We start from the raw sequence: 24,183 nt of genomic DNA, 5'->3' as shown, positions 1-24,183 counted from the left end.
AGTAGCAGCCTTTGAAACAAATCTTTTAGTTGAGAAATGGGATTCCGCGTTCCTTTGCGGCATCAAAACAATCTCAATCAACTAAAAAATTTAAGTACCATGATGAAGAACAAAAAAAGGGCTGTTTGGTTGCTGGCTTGCTTCCTGATGGCCGGCTTCACAACCGCACAAGAAAAGAAAGAATCTTCCCGGACACCTTCCGGATCGAAAGAAGAAGGCAATCGCAACGTTATGCTGAACGCTTCGAGCGCCAATGGTCCCCGCGAAATCTCTATCGGCCTGCCTGGTGGAGACGTAAACGTACTCGAAAACGGACTTCCTGTAGTCTATACCTCTAATCCGCATAACGTAAATACCCACTGGCGTGGAGACAGCAGTCTCGGACACGTCGGACTGCTAAAAATCTCCGAAACCGCTATTACTACCGGAAATATCGGCTATGCCGTAAACTCTTTTACTCAGTTGGGGACTGAGAAATTCTGTGGAATCGTCAATTACAGTACCAACCACTTTGGCAAGCAGCAGTTCGATGCCAATATCAGCGGTGGTATGGGGAAAGGCTGGTTTTACAGTGGAAGTGTCTACCAGAACTTTGACCCGGGCAGTTTCAAACTGCGCTTTACTTCCAATCAGGACCGCACTCAAATCTATAAAGCGGCCTTGACCAAGAATTATAGCGAAGGGCGCGGACAGCTGTCGGCCATCTATCATTACAGCAACAGCCGTTGGCCGAGTAATGAAACGACTTCCGCTCCTTTCATCTATGTTGGAGACGGCAGCGTGAAAGAAATACCGGGATTCAGCCTCGGAACAAGTTCTTACCTGCCTGCCACGGGAGAAATGGTTTATCGTGATATGCGTACGGGGGAGCTGAAAAAGACCAATCTTTATGATGCCACTCTGAATAAAGGAAACCAGTTGACTTTGCTCAATACCTATACTTGGGACAACGGTCTGAACTGGAAGGTTAACCTGAAGTATGATCATGCCTTGGGTTCGTATGTCTATCAGACCCCGATGGCTATGGAACAGAAGGATGCCTCCGCCGGCTATTTTCTGAAAGGAACGGACGGTACGTTGAAACCGTATGAAGGGTATGTGCAAAGTCGCATGTCTTGCTTTAACCGGGGGACGATTGACGAGTTCTTCGCCACTTCCGAACTTTCACGCCAATATCGCAATATGACCTGGAGGCTCGGTGTGAACGAATGGCACTACAAAGTGGATTATGCTTCGAACACAACCATGTACGACCATACGGTAGAAGAGTATCCCGAGCGTCTGGTGCGTGAGGGGAATACGGACGGCGTGTACTACGATTTCAATAAAAATGCTTCGGAATACTACAAAGGGCACGAAAACAAGTTAGCTGTTTATGCCACCCACGACTGGGATATTTCTCCCCAATGGAATGTATATTATGGTGCACGTCTGGAATGGCAGCATCTGGAAGGAGAGAATGCGGCTGTGTATGACGCAGAAGGAAATGCCGTAGGTCGTTTCGCAGATTATTATCTGGGCGCCGTATCCGATAAAGGAGTCAGGATTACACCCCGCCCTTTCGATTACGACTGGATGAACATGGCATTCACTGCCGCCGCTACCTATAAACTGACCCGGGAGTTCGGTTTCACCGCCGACTTTACTTACAATACACAACGTCCCGGTTTGTCGAACTTTTCACCTGCCACTATGCCCAATACCGATAAAATATCCGTTCCCCTGGGACGTGCCGGGGTCTATTATAACACGAACTGGATCAGCCTGACTTCTCTGTTTTCCTACATTTCGAAAACAAACAATAACTCGACGCTCAATCTGATTAACCCGAATGACCGGACCGAGATTCTTGCCGCTCCGTTGAGTTATGACATCAAGACCATCGGCTGGACGACGGATGCAGTGATCAAACCGTTCAAAGGCTTCAACTTCCATTTCCTGTTTACCTACCAAAGCCCGACTTACAAGAAATATGAAACGAGTGTGACTTTCAAGGACGGTACGATAGGTGAAATCAATGCCACGGGAAATATTGTGACGGAGATTCCGAAAGTGCTTGTCGAACTCGATCCCAGCTACAACATTACGAACGATCTCAGAGTCTGGGCCAGCTTCCGCTATTTCAGCAAGACGTACGCTAACATTAAAAATGCTTACTACTTCAATGGGCGTTGGGAAACTTTCGGTGGTGTCAACTGGACGGTGAACAAACATCTTGCATTGAGTGCCACAGTCGTTAATTTCCTCAATCAGACCGGAGCCAAAGGAAGTATTGCCGGTGCCGAACTGGTGGACAAAAAAGACGCGGCATCCTATAACGGTCATTGGATGGCAGGCAGCTATATTCGTCCGTTTACCGTGGAATTTGCTGCCAGCATTCGTTTCTGACGCGGTTTGGTATCAATCGTTATACTATTTGAAACAAAAATAATAGCCGGTGGCAGATAACTCCGCTATCTTTGCCATCGTAAACACAGCTATTGCATTACTAATAAAAAACATCCTGTTATCATGAAAACAACTTTTATGAATGTAAGTAGAAGAGTGATCGGCACTTTGGCTGTTTTACTCGGAATTTCGTCTTGCCAGAGCTCACAATCTGAAATGACATTTGAACAAGAAGGCGACAGCCTTACCGTAATTCATATTACAAATCCTACCCGATATTTACTTTTGCCCATCGAAGAACAGACTCCCGAAGCGCAGGTTTGCATTGCGTCAGATTCGGTTCCGGTAGAGATGGACGTGCGCCTGTCGAGGGCGAAGGTGGACTATTTCGTCCCTTACGCCTTACCTGAAGGAGAGAAAAAAGTAGCTGTGCGCATCCGCCACTTACCGAAAGATGCCTTGTGCTGGAAAGAGCTCAAACTCTCGGATACGTTTGATACCGCCAATACGGACAAATACCGTCCTGTCTATCATCATACTCCGCTTTACGGATGGATGAATGATGCCAACGGGCTGGTATACAAGGATGGCGAATACCATCTGTTCTATCAGTATAACCCTTACGGCTCTATGTGGGGCAACATGCACTGGGGGCATTCGGTAAGTAAGGATCTGGTACACTGGGAACATCTGGAACCGGCGCTTGCCCGCGATACGTTAGGGCATATCTTCTCCGGAAGTTCGGTGGTGGACGATGCCAATACAGCCGGTTACGGCGCAGGTACCATCGTTTCTTTCTATACCTCGGCCAGTGACAAGAACGGACAGATACAGTGTATGGCTTACAGCACCGATAACGGTCGTACGTTTACCAAATATGAAAAGAACCCCATCCTGACTCCGTTTGACGGATTGAAGGACTTCCGCGATCCGAAAGTGTTCTGGTATGCTCCGGATCAGAAGTGGGTGATGGTGGTATCGGCCGATAAAGAGATGCGTTTCTATTCGTCACTGAACTTGAAGGACTGGACGTATATGAGCGGTTGGGGCGAAGGCTACGGTGTTCAGCCCAGTCAGTTCGAGTGTCCCGATATGGTGGAACTTCCGGTGGACGGTGATCCGAATCATAAGAAATGGGCGTTGATAGTCAACGTGAATCCGGGATGCTACTTCGGTGGAAGTGCCACTCAGTACTTTATCGGTGATTTTGACGGCGAGAAATTTGTTTGCGACAATAAGCCGGAAACGGTGAAGTGGCTCGACTGGGGAAAAGATCACTATGCGACTGTCTGCTTCTCAAATACGGGTGACCGTACGATTGCCGTGCCTTGGATGAGCAACTGGCAGTATGCCAATATTGTGCCTACCCGCCAGTTCCGTAGTGCCAATGCGTTGCCTCGCGAACTGAGCCTTTATACTCAGGATGGAGATATCTATATGGCTGCCGCTCCGGTGGAAGAGACGAAGTCGCTGCGTAAGGAGTCGCGGGAGATCCCGGCCTTTGAGGTGGCGGACGCCTATCATGTGGATTCACTGCTGGCCGATAACCGGGGAGCTTACGAGATAGAGCTGGAATTGGCTGCCGGTTCGGCGGAAATCATGGGACTGAAACTGTTTAATGAGAAAGGGGAGAATGTAGATATCTATATCAGCCTTCCGGAGAAGAAACTGGTGATGGACCGCACTAAGAGCGGCATTGTAGATTTCGGAAAGGACAGCGCCCCTCATGCCATCGAGGCACACGACCGCCGGAAGCAGAACTCCATCAACTATGTGGACGATTTTGCCTTGGGTACCTGGGCTCCGGTGAAGAAGGCCGACAGCTATAAACTGGATATCTTTGTTGATAAATGTTCGGTGGAAATCTTTCTGAACGGTGGAAAGATTGCCATGACAAACCTGATATTCCCCACAACTCCCTATAACCAGATGAGTTTCTATAGCCGTGGGGGAGCTTTCAAGGTCAGCCAGTGCAAGGTGTACAGGCTGTAGCTTAAATCTGCTTTTTTTAAATTAACATATCATGGAAAATACCAAAAACAACTCTTACATGAAACTTATCCCGGTGATGCTCTGCTTCTTCGCCATGGGATTCGTAGACTTGGTGGGCATTGCCTCCAACTATGTGAAAGCAGATTTAGGACTGACGGATTCACAGGCAAATATCTTTCCGTCGCTCGTGTTCTTCTGGTTTCTGATCTTCTCGGTGCCTACGGGAATGCTGATGAACCGCATCGGGCGTAAAAAGACCGTGTTGCTTAGTCTGCTGATCACCTTTGCATCGTTGCTGCTGCCTGTCTTTGGCGACAGCTATCTGCTGATGTTGGTTTCTTTCTCGTTGCTCGGAATCGGCAACGCACTGATGCAGACATCACTCAATCCGCTGCTTTCCAACATCGTGAGCGGTGAACGCCTGGCAAGCACCCTTACTTTCGGGCAGTTCGTAAAGGCCATTGCCTCTTTCCTTGCCCCTTACATCGCTATGTGGGGAGCTACGCAGGCTATCCCTACCTTCGATTTAGGCTGGCGGGTACTGTTCCCCATCTACATGGTGGTGGCAGTCGCTGCCATCCTGATGCTCAATGCCACGCAGATCACCGAGGAGCCTGAAGAGGGTAAACCCTCCACTTTCGGGCAGTGTTTGGCTTTGCTGGGCAAACCTTTCATCCTGCTCTCGTTTCTGGGCATTATGTGTCATGTCGGGATCGATGTCGGCACCAATACCACAGCACCGAAGATTTTGATGGAACGTTTGGGCATGACTCTGGCAGATGCCGGGTTTGCAACCAGTCTCTACTTCATCTTCCGTACGGCAGGTTGTTTTCTGGGGGCATTTGTTTTGCAGAAGATGGCAGCCAAAACCTTCTTCGCCATCAGCGTGTTGTGTATGCTGGCGGCTATGGCAGGGTTGTTTATTTTCCAGGATCAGACGATGATTTACGTTTGTATCGCCCTGATCGGGTTTGGAAATTCCAATGTATTTCCTATCATCTTCTCGCAGGCATTACTTTATATGCCGGGCAAGAAGAACGAGGTTTCCGGCCTGATGATTATGGGACTTTTCGGAGGAACCATCTTCCCGTTGGCAATGGGAGTGGCTTCGGATGCAGTGGGACAGAGCGGAGCCGTGGCCGTGATGACGGTCGGGGTACTCTATTTGATGTTCTATACATTGAGAATCAGAAAGTAATTTATTTAATAACCATAATGAAGCGGTAACCTTGAGGGTGTGTTATAATTCACCACAGAGTTTCACAGAGAGAACTTAATCTGTTGATAGCTAATGGATATTTATCTGTGTAATCTATGGTGAATACGAGTTCCGACACACCTTCCTGAGGTGAGGCTTCCCAATTCATGCCATGAACAATATAATCGTAGGAATGGGCGAAGCACTTTGGGATGTGCTGCCCGAAGGAAAGAAAATCGGGGGAGCCCCGGCTAATTTTGCTTATCATGTGTCGCAGTTTGGCTTTGACAGCCGTGTGGTCAGTGCGGTGGGAAATGACGAGCTGGGAGATGAAATTCTGGAAGTATTCCGGGAAAAACAGTTGAAGCACCAGCTTGAGCGGGTCAATTATCCGACAGGAACCGTGCAGGTGACTCTTGACGGTGAAGGAGTGCCGTGTTATGATATTAAGGAAGGCGTAGCATGGGACAATATCCCCTTCACGGACGATTTGAAGCGTTTGGCACTGAACACGCGGGCCGTATGTTTCGGTTCGCTGGCACAGCGCAACGAGGTGAGCCGCGCCACCATCAACCGCTTCCTCGACACCATGCCCGACATGGACGGACAGTTGAAAATATTCGATATCAATCTCCGCCAGAGTTTCTATACCAGGGAAGTGTTGCGCGAATCTTTCCTGAAGTGTAACGTGCTGAAGATTAACGATGAGGAGCTGGTTACCATCAGCCGTATGTTCGGCTATCCGGGCATCGACCTTCAGGATAAATGCTGGATTCTGTTGGCCAAGTACAACCTGAAGATGCTGATCCTGACATGCGGTACGAACGGTAGTTATGTATTTACCCCCGGTGCGGTCTCTTTCCAGGAAACCCCGAAAGTGCCGGTTGCCGATACCGTGGGGGCAGGTGACTCGTTCACGGCAGCTTTCTGCTCATCTGTTCTGAAAGGAAAGAGTATACCCGAGGCACACAAACTGGCGGTGGAAGTGTCGGCTTACGTGTGTACACAGAGCGGTGCGATGCCCGTACTACCGGATGCTCTGAGAAATCGTTTAGATGATTAATGTGTTGGTTTATATAGGGTTATTGATTGGTTGATAGAGTCGTGGGGATGTGTCATAACTCTTTTCACCACAGAGTATCACGGAGTATCACAGAGTCTTTTTAATAACCAACGATTTAAAATCATCTCTGTGTTACTCTGTGTCCTCTGTGGTGAGTTTTGACACACATCCGTCTTGGTTTTAAACCGGCCGGATGGAAGATTTCGGAGGGAAATTGTTATATTTGCCTCCGGAACCTTTTATGTAATAACCAACCATGAAACGTGTACTTTTCTTACTTGGGCTGGTTTTGTCGGGACTGCTTGTCTCGTGTAGCCATGATGCTCCCCGGTACGTCATCGGCGTGTCGCAATGCAGCGATGATACCTGGCGGCATAAGATGAATGACGAGATACAGCGCGAAGCCTTATTTTACGGAGGCGTAGAGGTAGAGACGCGTACGGCGAATGACGACAGCCGGCGACAGATAGAAGATATACGTCACTTCATCCGGCAGAAGGTAGACTTGCTTATTGTGGCTGCCAACGAGGGAATGGCTCTCACTCCCGTTGTGGAGGAGGCCTTCGATAGAGGTATTCCGGTGATTATGGTGGATCGCAGGATACTTTCCGATAAATATACCGCATACATCGGAGCCGACAATTACGAGTTGGGCAAAGCCGTCGGCAATTACATAGCCCATCGCCTGAAGGGGCGCGGAAAAGTAGTCGAACTGAGCGGACTTGTCGGTTCCACTCCTGCCATCGAACGTCACCAAGGCTTTATGAGTGCCATCAGCCAGTATCCGGGCATCACCTTGCTTGCCCGGGAAGATGCGGGTTGGTTGAGGCAGCCTGCCGAAATAAAGATGGATTCCCTCTTGCAGTGTTTTCCGGAGATTGATGCCGTGTATGGGATGAACGACCGTATGGCCGCCGGTGCTTATCAGGCTGCCAGACGTCTGGGACGTGAGGAGGAGATGCTGTTTGTAGGTATCGATGCTCTGCCCGGCAAGGGTAACGGAGTGGAACTGGTACTGGACAGCGTGCTGGATGCTACCTTCATTTATCCCACCGAAGGAGACAAGGTGGTTCAGCTGGCGATGGATATTCTGCAAAAGAAACCTTTTAAACGGGAGACAAAACTGAAGACAGCAGTAGTCGACGCGGTAAATGCGCACGTGATGGAATTGCAGACAGCCCATATCAGCGAGTTGGATGGAAAAATCGAGACGCTCAACAGCCGGGTAGGGACGTATCTTTCGCGGGTGGCCACGCAGCAGGTGGTGCTGTATGGGGGCTTTGTCATCCTGTTGTTGATCGTCGGATTGTTGATTGTCGTGTATAAATCTCTCCGTTCCAAGAATCGCCTGTACCGGGAACTTTCCCGCCAGAAGGAGCAACTGGAAGAGCAGAGAGACCAACTGATAGAACTTTCCCATCAACTGGAGGAAGCCACACATGCCAAACTGGTTTTCTTTACCAACATTTCACATGACTTCCGCACCCCTCTCACTCTGGTTGCCGATCCGGTGGAGCAGTTGTTGGCCGACCCGTCATTGGAGGGTGACCGGCGCAGGATGCTGTTGCTGGTGCAGCGCAACGTACAGATCCTGTTGCGTCTGGTCAATCAGATACTCGATTTTCGCAAATACGAGACGGGAAAGATGGAGTTTACCCCGGTCCCGCTCAACCTGTTGCAGTGCTTCGGAGAGTGGAACGATTCGTTTCAGGCAGCCGCCCGGCGGAAGCATATCCATTTTTCGTTCGACAGCATGCCCGGTGCCGATTACCACACTCTGGCGGATGCTGAGAAGATGGAGCGTATCTACTTCAATCTGTTGGGCAATGCGTTCAAGTTTACCCCCGAGAATGGTAAAGTCACTGTCCGGCTTTCGGCTTTGCAGAAAGAGGGCACTCCTTTCTTCCGTTTTACAGTGGCCAATACCGGGAGTCTGATTTCGGCAGAACATATCCGCAGCATCTTCGACCGTTTCTATAAGATCGACAGGCATCATACCGGTTCCGGTATCGGGCTGGCACTGGTAAAAGCGTTTGTCGAGATACATGGCGGAATCATCGAGGTGGAGAGCGACGAACGGCAGGGAACTGTCTTTACCGTCGATTTGCCGGTGCGGACATGCGAAGCGGAGACCGGCGTGGCATCTGCTCCGGTGGAGGCATCTGCTCCGGACCGGGTGGATAACCTGCTCCGGGAGGATGAAGCGGAGAACTTCAATGATCCGTCCAAACCTTCTGTACTTGTGGTCGACGACAATGCTGACATCCGTGCTTATGTGCACACATTACTCAATTCGGAGTACTCCGTCATCGAAGCTGCGGACGGGACCGAAGGAATCCGTAAAGCGATGAAGTATGTTCCCGATGTCATCATCTCCGATGTGATGATGCCGGGGATTGATGGTATCGAATGTTGTCGGCGGTTGAAGGGGGAATTGCAGACCTGCCACATTCCCGTGATCCTGCTGACAGCTTGTTCGCTTGACGAGCAGCGTATTCAGGGATATGCCGGTGGAGCCGATTCTTATATTTCCAAGCCTTTTAGTTCGCAGTTGCTGCTGACTCGTATCCGCAATCTGATTGAGTCGCGACGGCGCATGAAGCAGTTCTTTGGCGACCGGCAGACATTGGCCAAAGAGGATATCTGCGATATGGATAAAGATTTTGTCGAACGGTTCAAGTCCCTGATTGAAGCAAAGATGGGTGATTCGGAACTGAATGTGGAAGATTTGGGCAAGGAGATGGGGCTGAGCCGTGTTCAGCTCTACCGGAAGATCAAGTCGCTCACCAATTTTGCGCCGAACGAACTGCTTCGCATGGCACGGCTTAAGAAAGCGGCTTCGCTGCTGGCCTCTTCGGACATGACGATAGCAGAGGTTGGATATGAAGTGGGTTTTACGTCACCTTCCTACTTTACGAAATGCTACAAAGAACAGTTCGGTGAAAGCCCGACGGAGTTTTTGAAAAGAAGCGGATTATAAAAGAACCTGCTGCATAAAAGCGATACACCCATGAAAGATTATAAAGAAAATAAATCTAATTTGTCCGAAACTTTTTGCAATGAAGTATACAGTGTCGTGCGTGAAATTCCTGCCGGTAGCGTTGTTACTTATGGTGATATTGCCGCTTTGCTCGGGATGCCGCAATATTCACGTATGGTGGGGCGTGCATTGAAGCAGGTACCTGCCGGTTTAAGCCTTCCTTGTCATCGGGTAGTCAATGCCATAGGGCGATTGGTGCCCGGATGGGATGAACAGCGGCAACTGCTGTCCGATGAAGGTGTTTCATTCCGAAAAAACGGTTGTGTCGACCTTAAACTTCACAGGTGGAAGAGCGACAGTATTTGAGTGGGGTGATGCCGGCTTTCTTGTGGCAGTTTATGTACATGCGGCGTGTTCATCGAAAATAATGTGATGAACTATTTGAACGCTCGGCTTGTTTATTTAATTGCCCGTACACACATCTTTGGGTAATACCTGTGTATGGATGTGAATTTGACTTTCGGGATATAGTAACTATCTGTTGACAGGAATCCTGTCTGTAATAACCGGGTTAAGAAATCATATTTGACCGGGGGAACAACACAACCGTTGTTTTCCGGTATCAACTTTTTTACTATAAAGAAGTGTTTGTTTTCGTGTGTGTAGGCCGCCTGGTCCGTTTTTTAATAATCTAAACCCTATTATGTATGAGTAAAATAACGATTAAAGACTTGTATCTCATTTTTGGCAACGACAAGCAGCATGCTTTGCGTATGTTGAAAGAAGGAAAGAGCAAGAGTGAGATCTTAAAGGAAACCGGATGCACGGTTGCCGTAAAAGACGCAAACCTCTCTGTCCGGGAGGGAGAGATATTCGTGATTATGGGACTTTCGGGGAGTGGGAAATCCACTTTGCTGCGTTGTATCAACCGATTGATAAAACCTACTTCCGGTGAGGTAATCATCAATGGAAGAGATATTTCGAATGTTACCGATAAAGAGCTGCTCCGTATCCGGAGAAAAGAACTGGCTATGGTGTTCCAGCATTTCGGACTGTTGCCCCATCGTTCGGTGTTGCATAACATAGCTTTCGGGCTGGAGCTGCAGGGAGTGAAAAAACAGGAACGTGAGCACAGGGCGATGGAAAGTATGCAGTTGGTGGGTTTGAAAGGTTACGAGAATCAGATGGTCAGCGAACTGTCCGGCGGGATGCAGCAACGCGTCGGGCTGGCCCGTGCTCTGGCCAACGATCCTGAAGTGCTGCTGATGGATGAAGCTTTTTCTGCCCTCGATCCTTTGATCCGTATACAAATGCAGGATGAATTGCTGACTTTACAGTCTAAAATGAAAAAGACCATTGTGTTTATTACTCACGATTTGAATGAAGCCATCAAGCTGGGTGACCGGATTGCCATCATGAAGGATGGGGAAGTGGTGCAGGTAGGTACTTCGGAGGAGATTCTGACAGAGCCGGCGAATGCTTATGTGGAACGCTTCGTGGAGAGTGTGGATCGTAGCAAGATCATTACCGCCGCTTCGGTGATGGTTGATAAACCCCTCGTGGCCCGGTTGAAGAAAGAAGGGCCGGAAGTTCTGATCCGTAAAATGTTCGAACATAATCTGACCGTGTTGCCTGTGGTAGATGCAAACAATGTGTTGGTGGGAGAGGTGCGTTTAAAGGATTTGCTCCGGTTGCGTAAAGAGCAGGTGAAGTCAATAGAGTCGGTTGTTCGCGAAGAAGTGCATTCGGTGCTGGGAGATACGATATTGGAAGACATCCTGCCATTGATGACCAAGACCAATTCTCCTATCTGGGTGGTGAACGAAGGCCGTGAATTTCAGGGAGTCGTCCCCTTGTCATCGCTCATTTTCGAAGTGACCGGAAAGAACAAACAGGAAATCAATGAAATCATTCAAAATGCAATAGAATTATGATCAACATAGGACAATATATTGAAGAACTCATCAACTGGATGATGATACACTTCTCCGCTTTTTTCGATGCGCTGAATCTGGGCATCGGCAGTTTTATCAATGGGTTTCAGCATATCTTGTTTGGTATCCCCTTTTATCTGACCATTGCTGCAATGGTGTTGCTGGCATGGATGAAAGCCGGGCGCGGGGTGGCGGTTTTCACCCTTTTAGGGTTGCTGCTTATCTACGGTATGGGCTTTTGGGAGGCCACTATGCAGACATTGGCACTGGTACTGTCATCTACCTGTCTCGCCCTTATCGTGGGGGTGCCCATCGGGGTGTGGACGGCAAACAGTAACCGTGCGGAGAAAGTGATACACCCCATACTGGACCTGATGCAGACCATGCCTGCCTTTGTCTACCTGATACCTGCCGTCCTGTTTTTCGGGCTGGGGGTGGTGCCGGGAGTGTTTGCCACCATCATCTTTGCAATGCCTCCGGTGATTCGGCTGACGGGACTTGGCATTCGCCAGGTACCGAAGAACGTGGTAGAGGCTTCGCGTTCGTTCGGGGCCACCCGGTGGCAGCTGCTTTATAAAGTGCAGTTGCCTCTGGCCTTGCCCACTATCCTGACCGGAGTGAACCAGACGATTATGATGTCTCTTTCTATGGTTGTCATTGCAGCTATGATTGCGGCAGGCGGCTTGGGTGAAATCGTTCTGAAGGGTATTACTCAGATGAAAATCGGTTTGGGCTTTGAAGGAGGTATAGCGGTTGTGATACTGGCAATTATTTTGGACCGGATTACCCAAGGGATGGTTCGTCGTAAGAACAAAAAATAGAAAGGAGAAAGAATCGATATGCGGAAATATAGGATAATAGGAAGTTTATTGTTGTTACTGGCCGTGATGTGTACGGCCTGTAACCCGGATACCGGGAAAAAGAAGATAAGCATCGCCTATGCCAACTGGCTGGAGGGCATTGCCATGAGTCATCTGGCCAAAGTGGTGCTGGAAGAGCAGGGGTATGAGGTAGAACTGCTCAATGCGGATGTGGCCCCCATCTTTGCGTCGGTTTCGCGTCGGAAAGCGGATGTGTTTATGGATGCCTGGCTGCCTGTGACGATGAAAGACTACATGGATCAGTATGGCGATCAGATCGAGTTTATCGGTGAGGTATATGACAGTGCAAGGGTCGGGCTGGTAGTGCCTCAGTACGTCAGTATCGACTCAATCGGAGAACTTGCTTCCCATAAAGGGCAATTCTCTTCCGAGATTGTCGGGATCGATGCCGGAGCGGGCATTATGAAAACTACGGATAAGGCTATTGCGGACTATGGGCTCGATGGATATAAGTTGCTTACTTCCAGTAGCTCTACCATGTTGGCTTCCTTGCAGAAAGCCATGGATAAAGAATCGTGGATCGTCATCACCGGATGGACACCGCATTGGATGTTCGACCGCTATCCCCTGAAGTTCCTGCATGATCCGAAAGGTACTTATGGGAATGTGGAATCTATCTATGTCATCGGATGGAAAGGATTTACGGAGAAAGATCCTTTTGCGGCAAAGTTTTTCAGCAATATTAAATTCACTACAGAAGAGATCAGTTCGTTGATGAAAGCATTGAAAGATGCACGGATGGACGAAGAAGACCTTGTCCGAAAATGGCGTGATGAACACCGGGAACTGATAGAAAGCTGGATTCCTGAATCATAAGCGGTATATGTGTGTCCGGGAATCCAACTTCTGAGTTCTGTCTATCGGGTAACGGCGATGCGTTGGTAGGCAAGTCGTTCCGTACCGTTCTTCACATAAATGATGCCACAATAGGTGAAACCGTTCTTTAAGAGAATGTTTTGGAGAACTTTATTGTCACGGTGAGTGTCTACACGCAGGTTCGGACAGTGGGACGAACACCATTCCAGGCATAAGTCCATCAATCCCTTTACCCGTCCGCCGGATGCGATGCGATGGATTACCCCGTAAGGGGCATCGTTGAGCCAAGCGCCGTCTTTGATAACTTTATAGTTGGGGTCCTCTCCCCGGATGAAAGCAAAACAGCCTTCTAACTCTTGGTTTTCATTTACAAATACATAACTGTCCCCGTTTTCGATATCCTGCCGGATGTCGTCGGAAGCGGGGTATCCGTTGATCCACTGGTTGGCATTGCCATTGGCAGCCATAAAGCGGCGGGCACGTTCGTAGAATGGCATCACTTGGTCGAGTTCTTCAAGTCGGGTTGGTCGTATGGTTATGTTCATAATTATTCCGTTTGGGGGTCACCACAGATTACACGGATTAACACAGATTGATAATTTATCTCGTCAATATATCGAATTAAGAGTTCTGTGTTAATCTGTGTAATCTGTGGTGAAACCTATTCATTTCTATTTGGCAAAAAAGGGGAAAAGAACCTATTTTAGTCCCTTCCCCCTTTGAGAGTTATATTATCCGATCAAAGATCATTCAGCAACACCCCAAGCCTGGTTGGCCAGACGCTTGTAGTTGTTGTAACGCCACTTAGCGTTGTCCTCGGCAGCCTGGAACAGTTCTTCTGCTTCTGCAGGATACTGTTTCATAACCGATGCGTAACGAACTTCGCCTTTCAGGAAGCCTTTGAAGTCATCCCAGTTCGGTTCTTTGCTATCCAGCGTGAACGGATTCTTGCCTTCAGCCTCCAGAGCCGGGTTGTAACGCCACAAGTGCCAGTAACCGCACTTAACAGCCTTGTCTTCTTCTTCCTGGCTCTTACCCATACCGGCTTTCAGACCGTGGTTGATACACGGAGCGTAAGCGATGATGAGTGACGGTCCGGGATATGCTTCAGCTTCGCGGATAGCTTTCAGAGTCTGAGCCTGGTCAGCACCCATAGCGATCTGTGCAACATATACATAACCGTATGTAGTAGCCATCAGGCCGAGGTCTTTCTTACGTACGCGTTTACCGGAAGCGGCAAATTTAGCGATGGCGCCCACCGGAGTGGCTTTAGAAGACTGACCACCTGTGTTAGAGTAAACCTCTGTATCCAGAACCAGAATGTTAACGTCCTTACCCGAAGCGATAACGTGGTCGAGACCACCGTAACCGATATCGTAAGAAGCACCGTCACCACCGATGATCCACTGGCTGCGTTTAACCAAGTATTGAGTCAGACCTTTCAGCTCTTTGCTGATCGGGCAACCTGCCGCAATACCTTGTTCGATGATTGCTTCGATCTGCGGAGCCAGTTCTTTGGTCTTGTCTGCATCGTACATGTTTTCGATCCATGCTTTCAATACTTCCTTAGCTTCAGCCGGAGCATTGTCGGCTGCCAGGATTTCGTTGAATAACTTCACGATACGTGCACGCATCTTTTCGTTAGCCAGTTCCATACCCAAACCAAATTCGCAGAAGTCTTCGAACAGTGAGTTAGCCCAAGCCGGACCGTGTCCTTTTGCGTTTGTTGTATATGGAGTTGAAGGTACTGAACCTGAGTAGATAGAAGAACATCCGGTAGCGTTGGCAACCATTTCGCGATCACCGTACAACTGAGAAATCAGTTTCACATACGGAGTTTCACCGCAACCTGAGCAAGCTCCCGAGAATTCGAACAATGGAGTAGCGAACTGAGAGTTCTTCACGTTAGCCTTGATGTCTACCAAGTGTTGTTTGCTCTTCACGTTGTCTGCACAGTAAGTCCAGTTATCAGCCTGAGCCAACTGGCTTTCAAGGTGTTTCATAGTCAGAGCCTTGCCACCCTTCTTCGGGTTGCCCGGACAGATGTCGGCACAGTTACCGCAACCCAGACAGTCGAGAACGTCAACCTGGATACGGAATGTCATGCCGTCGAATGCTTTGCCTACAGCTTTCAGTTGTTCGAAGCTTGCACCTTTCTGCTCTTCTGCGTCGAGTACAAACGGACGGATAGAAGCGTGAGGACAAACGTAAGCACACTTGTTACACTGGATACAGTTTTCTGCGTTCCATTCCGGTACGAAAGCAGCTACACCGCGTTTTTCGTATTTCGAAGTACCCTGATACCAGGTTCCGTCTTCGATGCCCTTGAATGCAGATACAGGCAACAGGTCTCCGTCCTGAGCGTTGATCGGACGAACCACTTCGTTGATGAATGCCGGGTCGTTGTTTTCAACTTTAGCATCATCCGGCAGGTTAGCCCAAGCCGGGTCAACAGCCAAAGTCTTGTATTCGCCACCGCGGTCAACAGCTGCGTAGTTCTTGTTCACAACGTCTTCACCCTTCTTACCGTAAGATTTCACGATGAATTTCTTCATCTGTTCTACAGCCTGGTCTACGGGGATCACGCCTGTGATACGGAAGAAAGCAGACTGGAGGATGGTGTTGGTGCGGTTGCCCAAACCGATTTCCTGTGCAATCTGGGTTGCGTTGATATAATATACAGAGATGTTGTTCTGTGCAAAGTATTTCTTCACTTTGTTAGGCAGGTTCTTTGCCAGTTCTTCGCCTTCCCAGATGGTGTTCAGCAAGAACGAACCGTTCTTACGCAAACCACGGGTTACGTCATACATATGCAGGTAAGCCTGAACGTGGCAAGCCACAAAGTTCGGAGTGTTTACCAGATAAGTAGAACGGATAGGGTCGTCACCGAAGCGCAGGTGAGAGCAAGTGAAACCTCCTGACTTCTTAGAGTCATAAGAGAAGTAGGCCTGACAGTGTTTATCAGTGTTGTCACCGATAATCTTCACTGAGTTTTTGTTGGCACCTACCGTACCGTCAGCACCCAAACCGTAGAATTTAGCTTCGAACATGCTGTCGCCGCCCAAAGCGATTTCTGCTTCCTGAGGAAGAGATGTGAAAGTTACGTCGTCTACGATACCGATAGTAAAGTGGTTTTTCGGCATCGGCATAGCCAGATTCTTGAATACGGCGATGATCTGGGCAGGAGTAGTGTCTTTAGAACCCAGACCGTAACGACCACCTACGATAACCGGAGCATTTTCTGTGCCATAGAAGCAGTCTTTAACATCCAGATACAGAGGTTCGCCGTTAGCACCCGGTTCTTTTGTACGATCGAGTACTGCGATTGTTTTGGCAGTCTTAGGTACGGCAGCCATGAAATGTTTGGCAGAGAACGGACGGTACAGGTGAACTGCAACCAAACCTACTTTCTCGCCCTGGCTGGTCAGGTAGTCGATAGCTTCGCGGGCAGCTTCGGTTACAGAACCCATGGCGATGATTACGCGTTCTGCATCTTCGGCTCCGTAGTAGTCGAACAAACCGTATTTGCGTCCTGTGATCTTGGAAATCTCGTTCATGTATTCCTCAACGATGGCAGGAACAGCGTCATAGTAGTTGTTGCATGATTCGCGGTGCTGGAAGAAGTGGTCAGGGTTTTCGGCCATACCACGGGCAACCGGATTCATCGGGTTCAGCGCACGGGCACGGAATTCAGCAAGAGCTTCCTGGTCAACCAGCGGAGCGAGGTCCTCGTTTTCCAGCATTTCGATCTTCTGGATTTCGTGTGAAGTACGGAAACCGTCGAAGAAGTTCATGAAAGGAACGCGGGCTTTGATTGTGGCAAGGTGTGCAACACCGGCCAAGTCCATCACTTCCTGTACAGAGCCTTCAGCCAACATGGCGAAACCTGTCTGGCGTGCAGACATTACGTCCTGATGGTCACCGAAGATACACAGTGCGTGAGAAGCCAGTGTACGGGCCGATACGTGGAATACGCAAGGCAGGAACTCACCGGCAATCTTATACATGTTCGGGATCATCAAAAGAAGACCCTGAGAAGCAGTGTAAGTAGTAGTCAGTGCACCGGCCTGAAGAGAACCGTGAACAGCACCTGCCGCACCACCTTCAGATTGCATTTCCTGTACCAATACTGTTTCGCCGAAGATGTTCTTACGTCCTGCGGCAGCCCATTCGTCTACGTATTCAGCCATCGTAGAAGAAGGAGTGATGGGGTAAATGGCAGCTACTTCTGAAAACATATACGAGATATGCGCAGCAGCCTGGTTACCATCACATGTGATGAATTTCTTCTGTTTAGTCATAACTAAAAATAATATTTAAGTAAGTAATTTATTTGTTTATTTCAAAAACGGTATGGAAAGCGGATACTTCCATGTTTTTCCGTTCAGTCCTTTGATGCCTCCGATGATGGGGAACACAAAAAAAACAGCTGATAAAAGGATAATAGGTAATGCCCTTAGCGTAAAGAAAGAACCGCTTAACAGTCCTAAAGGGGAACTCAACGAGCCGATAAGGGCTCCAAAAAGGTTTCCCGCAAGGGTAATTCCTACTATTATCATGTAAATGGCCCAACTGATCAGCCAGTTGATGATGTATCTTCCTTGTATGGCGATGGCTTCCGATTTATCTCTGCCGATGATCCATGCGACGATAGAAACAATCCATCCCCATGTCGGTATCAGGAGCAGAAGGTTTATCAAACCCAGATAGCTGCTGTCCGAAATGCCAAATGTATCTTTACGGGATTCACCATTCAGTATCTTTTGTTTTTCCTGTTCGAACTCTTCGTCGGTCAATGCGCCTGATTGGCGCAACCGGTTTAATTCTTCCAATTTCTTGTAATCCATAATCTGTCCTTGTTTTAGTTGCCAGAAGCTGAGACTTTAAAAAACGGTATGGAAAGCGGATACTTCCATGTTTTTCCGTTCAGCCCTTTGATGCCTCCGATGATAGGGAACAGCAGACACAGGAAACAGCCTACTCCGAGTATCAGGAGAAGCAGAATTCCGGCTCCTCCGCCGAATATGCTCAAGAGGACCGCCAATGGAGAACTCTGGTCGTTTTCATAATTCATATCGCTTATGGATACTATGCCGCTGAACATGAATATGATGAAGAGTACCGTCAGCACGATGCTGTACAGAAACCAGCTGATGTACCAGTTCAGGATGTATTTGCCTTGGCGGTTGACGGGTGCGGAACTTTCTTTGCCCATGATCCAAAGCACAATGGGGGCAATCCAGCCTACATACGGTATGAACATGGCGAAGTTCATCAGTGCCAGATAAGTATTTTCTGTCAGTCCCATGGGGAGTACGGTTGTGGGTTTGCCCGCATCTTCTTCATCCAATATCTTTTTCTTTTCTTTTTCAAATTCTTCATCGTTCAACGCTCCGCTGTCGTGGAGGCGTTTCAGTTGTTCAAGCTTTTCGTAATCCATAATGACTGAGATTAGATGTTAATATAAAAAACCGAACATCCAGAGAGGTATCTGGTTGCCACGGCCAATTTCGGCCTTATGCAAAGCATACGTCACTCCGGGGTTGTTCTTGATCTTCACCCCTTCGCAGCATATCTTGAAAGGCATCACTTCGTCTACCATGAACGAGGTGTTTTTGTCACCTTTGTGCACTTTATGGTCTTTCCACATCGTGTTTACAAAGAAAGTGTCCAGCACATCTTGTTCTTCCACCTTTACAGGGTAGATGGAATACATCAGATTGGGGTTGTGCAGCATAATCTTCGATGGTTTCTTGGGGAATTCTTCCCCTTTGGGATAGACCAGGTTGATCAGTCGTGCGTCGGCCAGATATTTGATGTAATTCATCACCGTGGCGCGTGATGTTTGTATGTCGCTTGCCAATTGGCTTACGTTTGGGGCCTTCGGCCCGTCTACAGCCAACAAATATAATAATTTTTTTATCTTTGAGAGATATTTCAGCTCAATTTGTTTAATAAGCAGGATATCTACTTCTACCATCATGTTCATGGTTTTGAGCAGATTCTCCGAGAAATTGCGTTTCTCAAGGAAGAAGGGGTAGAAACCGTGGTGGAGGTAGTCTTGAAAATAATCCAACGGGCGGACCTTTGAAAGTACTCCCTTGGCTATCTGTTCGTGGCTGCTTAATATCTCTTCGAGTGTATAATGGCGGAATTTCATGCCTGTTTGCAGGTTCAGAAATTCGCGGAACGAAAAGCCCCGGAGGTTGTAGCTCTTCACAATGTCGCGCAACTCCAGATTCTCTTCTTTGAGGCGCATGACGGATGAACCGGTGAATACGATTTTCAGATTGGGGAAACGGTCGTAGCACATACGCAATTCGCGGCTCCAGTCGGGATGCTTGAATACTTGGTCGATCAGCAATACCTTTCCGCCCCGTTTCTGGAATTCATTGGCGAAGTCGACGATACTGTGTCCGGAGAAATAGAAATTGTTCATGTTGATAAAGAGGCATGAACGGTCGGTTCCGAATTTCTCTTTGGCGTATTGAAGCAGGAAAGTGGTTTTTCCCACGCCACGTGTTCCTTTGATACCAATCAGTCGGTCACTCCAGTTTATTTCGTCCATCAAGTCGCGGCGGACCGGGGCATTGGTGTGCTCAACAAGGTAGGCATGTGTGCGGTAGAATGTTTCCATCTCTTTTCTTGGGTTTTTCGGGGGGCAAATATAAGCCTTTTTTTAGAAATTGCAAAGTAGAGATAGCAAAATTGTAGTTTCGTTTAGCAAGTTTATCTTTTGCTTCATTTTGTCAAAACGGTATTCCTAATAGGTGGTAGAGGCGTTATTTCGGGTCAACGGCAAGCTGCTTCTGAAAAAACGCAGCCAGTTCAATCGGGCAATTATGCTTTTGCTTGTCTACTTCAGTGTTTGCTTGCAAATATAAATATAGTTTTTCATTTTCGGTAGTTTATGCCGGTATTTCTTTGAAAAAGGGTTTCTTTTGTTAGTTTGAAATGCTTCGTCGAGAGAGAGGAAATAGAGTCGGGGAAGGGGAGAAGAGCCTTTGTTGATGGGCTGTCAATCGTCACTCCGGGAGATGTGAAGGCTTTGCTCCGGAGAAGTGAAGTCTTTTCCCGGGGGAAGTGAAGTCTTTGCCTGGCGGAAAGTGACGGTTTGCCCCGCAGAAAATGGCTTGTTTCTCGGTTTTATATGCGTTTTTGTGCATATATTTGCAGGAAATTTCCCGGTTTTAATGTTAGTTGCTTCTTGGAGAACAAAGGGTTTGTAAGTGAAAAACCGGAAATGGCAACAAAAGGACAGGTGACGATACGTTTAAGGAATTAAATGATAGTTTCTATCCCCGGGCATGGATGTATCTTAGGGTGAAAAAACACGTAACTGTTCGTTGCTGTCACTCGTACAAGTCTCTGCATCCGGATGAATTCTGTTTAATTAATTGATGCTAATGTCGAATCTGCTTTACTTGTTTAATCCCGATCAGGATCTGGCTCTTGCCAGTGGCGAAGTCAATTATATGCCGCCTGCCTCCGCCCGCCGGATGGCGGAAGAGTTGGCGTTGCTCCCCGTATGGTTTACGGACGGGCCGTGCGGTGTGCTTGCTCCGTCTGCCTATAATCAGTCTTTTCTGGAAGAGATGCTCGACTTATTTCCGCTTCCCGCATCTTTGAGAACCCAGGCCGAAGATTTTTCGGAAGTACGTTCGGTGGTTCCCTGGGGATGGAATCCGGCACTCCGGAAACGTCTGCTTTCATTGGGAGTACCTGATGCTGCGGTACCTTCGGTGGAGGATATAGGGCGGTTGCGCAATCTGTCCCATCGTTTGCAAGCCGTGAAGTTGTTGTCCGGTCTGCAAGTGGATGAAGCGTTTTGTGGAGAGTCTTGTTACCTAACCGCTTTGTCCGATTGCCGAGCATTTGTAGAGAGTCTGGAACGCTGTCTGCTCAAAGCCCCCTTGTCCGGAAGCGGTAAAGGGCTGAACTGGTGCAAGGGAGTGTTCACTCCTCTGATAGAGCGTTGGTGTGCCCGGGTTATAGAGCAGCAGGGAGGAGTTGTCGGTGAACCTGTATATAATAAGGTAGAAGATTTTGCCATGGAGTTTTATTCGGACGGAAAGGGGCGGATTACTTTTGCCGGATACTCTTTGTTCCGTACCAACGCTGGTGGAGCTTACGAAGGAAACCGGTTGCTGTCCGATGTGGAGATTGAACGAAGATTGTCGGCTTATGTGCCTGTGGCGGCTTTACGTCGGCTTCGGGAAGAGCTGCAAAGACGATTGTCCGTCTCTTTAGGAACGGAGTATGCCGGTTATCTGGGAGTAGATATGATGATTTGCCGGTGCGGGGCTCTTCCGGCGTTTCGCATCCATCCTTGTGTGGAAATCAATTTGCGCATGAATATGGGGCTTGTGTCCCGCCTGATATACGACCGTTATGTACAATCCGGGGCTTCGGGGGTGTTTCGTGTCTCTTATTATCCATCCGACGGGCAGGCATTGCAGGAACACAATGCGATGAAGGCCGGGCACCCGCTGCATACGGAAGAAGGCCGGGTGGTGAAGGGGTATCTGCCATTGGTCCCCGTCCTGAAGACGAGCCGTTACCGGGCATATATCCTTGTGGAGGACTGAGACGGAGTTTATAAGGATTGCTTTTTGCAGGAAAAGAAAATGGAGAAGCGGCTTCCTACACCTGCTATCGACTGTAATGACAGTCTTCCCTGAAGTTTTTCTACTATAACTTTGCAGATGGAGAGTCCCAGTCCTGTTCCTTGCGCGAATTCGTTCTGTTTGTAGAAGCGGTTGAATATCATTTTCTGTTCGGACTGCGGAATGCCTATTCCGCTATCTTCAACATAAATTTCAACTTCTTCATTCTGCGAAAGGTACTTCCAACCCAGTTTTATATAGCCTTCCTGAGTGAATTTTACAGCATTGTTTAAGAGGTTGGTGATAACCTGAATCAATCGGTCTTTGTCAAGATGCACGATAATGTCTTCGCCACTCTCTTCCAGTATGAAATTGATATTTTGAGAAACTAGAACCTTATGGGTCTGGTAAGTATCGTTGATAAGAGTAGCCAGCGGATAATCGTCGTATTTGAATGACATGTAGCCGGATTCAATCCGGGATATTTCCAATATATCATTGACAAGTTTCAGCAGCAGTTCGTTGTTGCGGTGGATGGTTTCCACATACAGGTCTTTTTCTTCTTGCGAGATGTCTGTATCATCAGGAGAAGCAAGCAGGGTGGAAAATCCGACGATAGCGTTTAATGGTGTACGTATTTCATGGCTCATGTTGGCCAGGAAAGACTCTTTGAGCTCTGCTTTCTCCGCCATCTTACGTGCTTCTATCAGTTCTTGTTCCCGTTTTTTATAATCTTCTATGTTCAATAAAAGTCCCGTGGTCTTCTGTCCTCCCAAAGCGCTTTCCATGGTACTGCATCGAAGTTCCCACCATTGATACCCCTTCCCGTTGAAATCACATTTCAGCTTTATGAAGTGTTTGCTGCTGATGGCGTTCTTTGCCAAAAGGAATTGTGCTGCGGACAGATATTCGGCATCTACAAAAGAGAGGAACTCCTGAATCGTCAATGGGCGGGGAGTTATGTCTAAGTTTTTCCAGAATGCATTTTCAAATACCATCATGTTGTTTTTTAACCGCCACGCATAAGTGTCGCTTCCTTCCACTGCCAGTGCCAATGATTCTTTTTCATCTTCCAATTCATAGAGGATGGAACGCTTCTTTTGGGTTTCACGCCAATACAAGTAGGTGATGCCTGACAGCAGGCCGAGAATAAAAAAGATACTACCCAATAAACCGGACCACCAAAGGACGGGATGCAGGGCTTTAAAGGGAATATTGATGATGGTATATTCATTGGGGATGTCTGCAATGGTCATACCCTCTTTTTGCATGACGTTCCAGTCGATAAAATATCCTTTGGAGCTTTCTTGGATAGACATGTCAGTGATGTTTTTCCCTCTAAGGATCTGCACTGCTGCATGGACAGATTCTTGTGCCTGAATGTGGCTCGGAGTCATGTATCCGCCCAGAAAATTATATCCGCAGTCAAAAAGCTCATTGATGGCTGTAAAGCGCATCTGGGTAGAAAAAGATGCCATCGTGAGCGTCGTATAGTCTAATTTGGTTTGTAGATAAGGCATTTTGCTGTATTTACCGATAGCCCATAAAAAGTCTGCACCGTTTGTTGGGTCTTCAGTTTGTTCCTCGGATATTTTGCGTGCAGATAGGGCGGTAAATACTATGTTACCTTTGTGAGTTTCTTTCCATGATGCCTGTTTGTCCAGATGCCAGTCTAAGTTGGATATGATATCAGTTGACTCTAATTGACAGTTGATGTGGTTTCTGATTTTCCGGTCTAAAAAAGTATAATCCAATATCGTGTAAATATTAGTTATACCGGTTAGCCTTTTTATCATTTTCAGGTTTTTGCTAAAATCTATCTTGTCTTCAAATCCGGTCACATTATCATACTGCTTTATCAGTTCCCAATTGGGATAGTTGACTCCGGAAAACACGATGGGTATTTCTTTTAATATGGGATTGTGGCTTTTCAGTAACGAATAAGTGGCTTGATCATCATTCACAAGAATGATTTCGGGTTTCCATTTGGCAATAGAATCCATGAAAAGGTTGATTCGTTTTATTTCTTGTGGTTCGTTATAGCGTTCACAATTTAGATAAAAGAAAGAGAGTTTCACCGGTATACGGGCTTTTGAGAACTCCTTTTTTATCAGTTTATTGTATTCTGCGTATCCTTGATAATCGTTTTCATAAGAGTGGATTACCAATATCCGTCGTTCTTCTTCGAAAGAGCATGCTGTGAGTAAAAATATGGTGATATAGCAACTTATAAATAATAGGATGAACCGCATACTTTTAATTCAATGTTTTGATGGTTTGTTTGTTTGATTCGTTGTTTGTTTTGCAAAGATAGTGTATTAAATT

General features: G+C 47.7%; 15 protein-coding genes and 2 pseudogenes. 11 read left to right on the top strand and 6 right to left on the bottom strand.

The window, feature by feature from the left end; translation table 11 throughout:
• Window positions 1-99: 99 nt before the first annotated feature.
• The 10 genes and pseudogenes from G7Y45_RS17635 to G7Y45_RS17595 all read left to right on the top strand — a co-directional run bounded on the left by G7Y45_RS17635 (window position 100) and on the right by G7Y45_RS17595 (window position 13,252).
• Window positions 100-2,388, top strand: a complete 2,289-nt coding sequence (locus G7Y45_RS17635) for a TonB-dependent receptor (RefSeq protein ID WP_165015571.1) — start codon at window positions 100-102, stop codon at window positions 2,386-2,388.
• 123 nt (window positions 2,389-2,511) lie between these two features.
• On the top strand, window positions 2,512-4,380 hold the full coding sequence (locus G7Y45_RS17630; RefSeq protein WP_165015574.1) for a GH32 C-terminal domain-containing protein: 1,869 nt from the start codon (window positions 2,512-2,514) through the stop codon (window positions 4,378-4,380).
• A gap of 31 nt (window positions 4,381-4,411) precedes the next feature.
• The gene (locus G7Y45_RS17625; RefSeq protein ID WP_005780718.1) at window positions 4,412-5,578 is read left to right on the top strand and encodes an MFS transporter; all 1,167 of its coding nucleotides are present in this window, start codon (window positions 4,412-4,414) and stop codon (window positions 5,576-5,578) included.
• 172 nt (window positions 5,579-5,750) lie between these two features.
• A complete protein-coding gene (locus G7Y45_RS17620; RefSeq protein ID WP_005780717.1) occupies window positions 5,751-6,641 on the top strand; it encodes a carbohydrate kinase in 891 nt (296 codons plus the stop codon).
• Between the two features lie 256 nt (window positions 6,642-6,897).
• Window positions 6,898-8,766 (top strand): annotated as a pseudogene (locus tag G7Y45_RS17615) (substrate-binding domain-containing protein); the annotation flags it as partial.
• Window positions 8,767-8,856: 90 nt separating this feature from the next.
• A pseudogene (locus tag G7Y45_RS20170) lies at window positions 8,857-9,621 on the top strand (response regulator); the annotation flags it as partial.
• Between the two features lie 30 nt (window positions 9,622-9,651).
• A complete protein-coding gene (locus G7Y45_RS17610) occupies window positions 9,652-9,987 on the top strand; it encodes an MGMT family protein (RefSeq protein WP_022011291.1) in 336 nt (111 codons plus the stop codon).
• Window positions 9,988-10,328: 341 nt separating this feature from the next.
• Window positions 10,329-11,555, top strand: a complete 1,227-nt coding sequence (locus G7Y45_RS17605) for a glycine betaine/L-proline ABC transporter ATP-binding protein (RefSeq protein WP_005807723.1) — start codon at window positions 10,329-10,331, stop codon at window positions 11,553-11,555.
• A complete protein-coding gene (locus G7Y45_RS17600) occupies window positions 11,552-12,376 on the top strand; it encodes a proline/glycine betaine ABC transporter permease (RefSeq protein ID WP_005780712.1) in 825 nt (274 codons plus the stop codon). The genes G7Y45_RS17605 and G7Y45_RS17600 overlap by 4 nt, the downstream gene beginning before the upstream one ends.
• 18 nt (window positions 12,377-12,394) lie before the next feature.
• Window positions 12,395-13,252: a glycine betaine ABC transporter substrate-binding protein gene (locus G7Y45_RS17595; RefSeq protein WP_165015580.1), complete on the top strand. Its 858-nt coding sequence runs from the start codon at window positions 12,395-12,397 to the stop codon at window positions 13,250-13,252.
• Between the two features lie 41 nt (window positions 13,253-13,293).
• Here the strand turns inward: G7Y45_RS17595 and G7Y45_RS17590 are convergent, their stop codons facing one another.
• The 5 genes from G7Y45_RS17590 to G7Y45_RS17570 all read right to left on the bottom strand — a co-directional run bounded on the left by G7Y45_RS17590 (window position 13,294) and on the right by G7Y45_RS17570 (window position 19,889).
• On the bottom strand, window positions 13,294-13,797 hold the full coding sequence (locus G7Y45_RS17590; protein ID WP_165015583.1) for a GNAT family N-acetyltransferase: 504 nt from the start codon (window positions 13,795-13,797) through the stop codon (window positions 13,294-13,296).
• 201 nt (window positions 13,798-13,998) lie between these two features.
• Window positions 13,999-17,553 carry a pyruvate:ferredoxin (flavodoxin) oxidoreductase gene (gene nifJ / locus G7Y45_RS17585; protein ID WP_005807720.1) on the bottom strand — a complete coding sequence of 1,185 codons (3,555 nt, stop codon included), beginning with the start codon at window positions 17,551-17,553 and terminating at the stop codon, window positions 13,999-14,001.
• A 36-nt stretch (window positions 17,554-17,589) separates the two neighbouring features.
• Window positions 17,590-18,099, bottom strand: a complete 510-nt coding sequence (locus G7Y45_RS17580; protein WP_005821240.1) for a DUF4870 domain-containing protein — start codon at window positions 18,097-18,099, stop codon at window positions 17,590-17,592.
• 14 nt (window positions 18,100-18,113) lie between these two features.
• Window positions 18,114-18,692 carry a DUF4870 domain-containing protein gene (locus G7Y45_RS17575; protein ID WP_032529961.1) on the bottom strand — a complete coding sequence of 193 codons (579 nt, stop codon included), beginning with the start codon at window positions 18,690-18,692 and terminating at the stop codon, window positions 18,114-18,116.
• A gap of 18 nt (window positions 18,693-18,710) precedes the next feature.
• Window positions 18,711-19,889, bottom strand: coding sequence for an ATP-binding protein (locus G7Y45_RS17570; protein WP_165015586.1), 1,179 nt, complete (start codon window positions 19,887-19,889; stop codon window positions 18,711-18,713).
• 769 nt (window positions 19,890-20,658) lie between these two features.
• Here G7Y45_RS17570 and G7Y45_RS17565 point away from each other — a divergent pair.
• Window positions 20,659-21,840 (top strand): hypothetical protein, encoded by a 1,182-nt coding sequence (locus tag G7Y45_RS17565; RefSeq protein ID WP_032535696.1) that lies wholly within the window; start codon window positions 20,659-20,661, stop codon window positions 21,838-21,840.
• An 8-nt stretch (window positions 21,841-21,848) separates the two neighbouring features.
• Here the strand turns inward: G7Y45_RS17565 and G7Y45_RS17560 are convergent, their stop codons facing one another.
• A complete protein-coding gene (locus tag G7Y45_RS17560; RefSeq protein ID WP_165015711.1) occupies window positions 21,849-24,119 on the bottom strand; it encodes an ATP-binding protein in 2,271 nt (756 codons plus the stop codon).
• Between the last annotated feature and the right edge of the window lie 64 nt (window positions 24,120-24,183).

Source organism: Bacteroides sp. ZJ-18, assembly GCF_011038705.2.
GTDB classification, from domain to species: domain Bacteria; phylum Bacteroidota; class Bacteroidia; order Bacteroidales; family Bacteroidaceae; genus Bacteroides; species Bacteroides hominis.
Note: the sequence above shows the minus strand (reverse complement) of the source record. Positions and strands in the feature narration are given on the sequence as shown.

Coding starts and splice junctions, on each gene's coding strand:
- G7Y45_RS17635 (WP_165015571.1), top strand. CDS start 100: ATGATGAAGAACAAAAAAAGGGCTGTTTGGTTGCTGGCTTGCTTCCTG.
- G7Y45_RS17630 (WP_165015574.1), top strand. CDS start 2,512: ATGAAAACAACTTTTATGAATGTAAGTAGAAGAGTGATCGGCACTTTG.
- G7Y45_RS17625 (WP_005780718.1), top strand. CDS start 4,412: ATGGAAAATACCAAAAACAACTCTTACATGAAACTTATCCCGGTGATG.
- G7Y45_RS17620 (WP_005780717.1), top strand. CDS start 5,751: ATGAACAATATAATCGTAGGAATGGGCGAAGCACTTTGGGATGTGCTG.
- G7Y45_RS17610 (WP_022011291.1), top strand. CDS start 9,652: ATGAAAGATTATAAAGAAAATAAATCTAATTTGTCCGAAACTTTTTGC.
- G7Y45_RS17605 (WP_005807723.1), top strand. CDS start 10,329: ATGAGTAAAATAACGATTAAAGACTTGTATCTCATTTTTGGCAACGAC.
- G7Y45_RS17600 (WP_005780712.1), top strand. CDS start 11,552: ATGATCAACATAGGACAATATATTGAAGAACTCATCAACTGGATGATG.
- G7Y45_RS17595 (WP_165015580.1), top strand. CDS start 12,395: ATGCGGAAATATAGGATAATAGGAAGTTTATTGTTGTTACTGGCCGTG.
- G7Y45_RS17590 (WP_165015583.1), bottom strand. CDS start 13,797: ATGAACATAACCATACGACCAACCCGACTTGAAGAACTCGACCAAGTG.
- nifJ (WP_005807720.1), bottom strand. CDS start 17,553: ATGACTAAACAGAAGAAATTCATCACATGTGATGGTAACCAGGCTGCT.
- G7Y45_RS17580 (WP_005821240.1), bottom strand. CDS start 18,099: ATGGATTACAAGAAATTGGAAGAATTAAACCGGTTGCGCCAATCAGGC.
- G7Y45_RS17575 (WP_032529961.1), bottom strand. CDS start 18,692: ATGGATTACGAAAAGCTTGAACAACTGAAACGCCTCCACGACAGCGGA.
- G7Y45_RS17570 (WP_165015586.1), bottom strand. CDS start 19,889: ATGGAAACATTCTACCGCACACATGCCTACCTTGTTGAGCACACCAAT.
- G7Y45_RS17565 (WP_032535696.1), top strand. CDS start 20,659: ATGTCGAATCTGCTTTACTTGTTTAATCCCGATCAGGATCTGGCTCTT.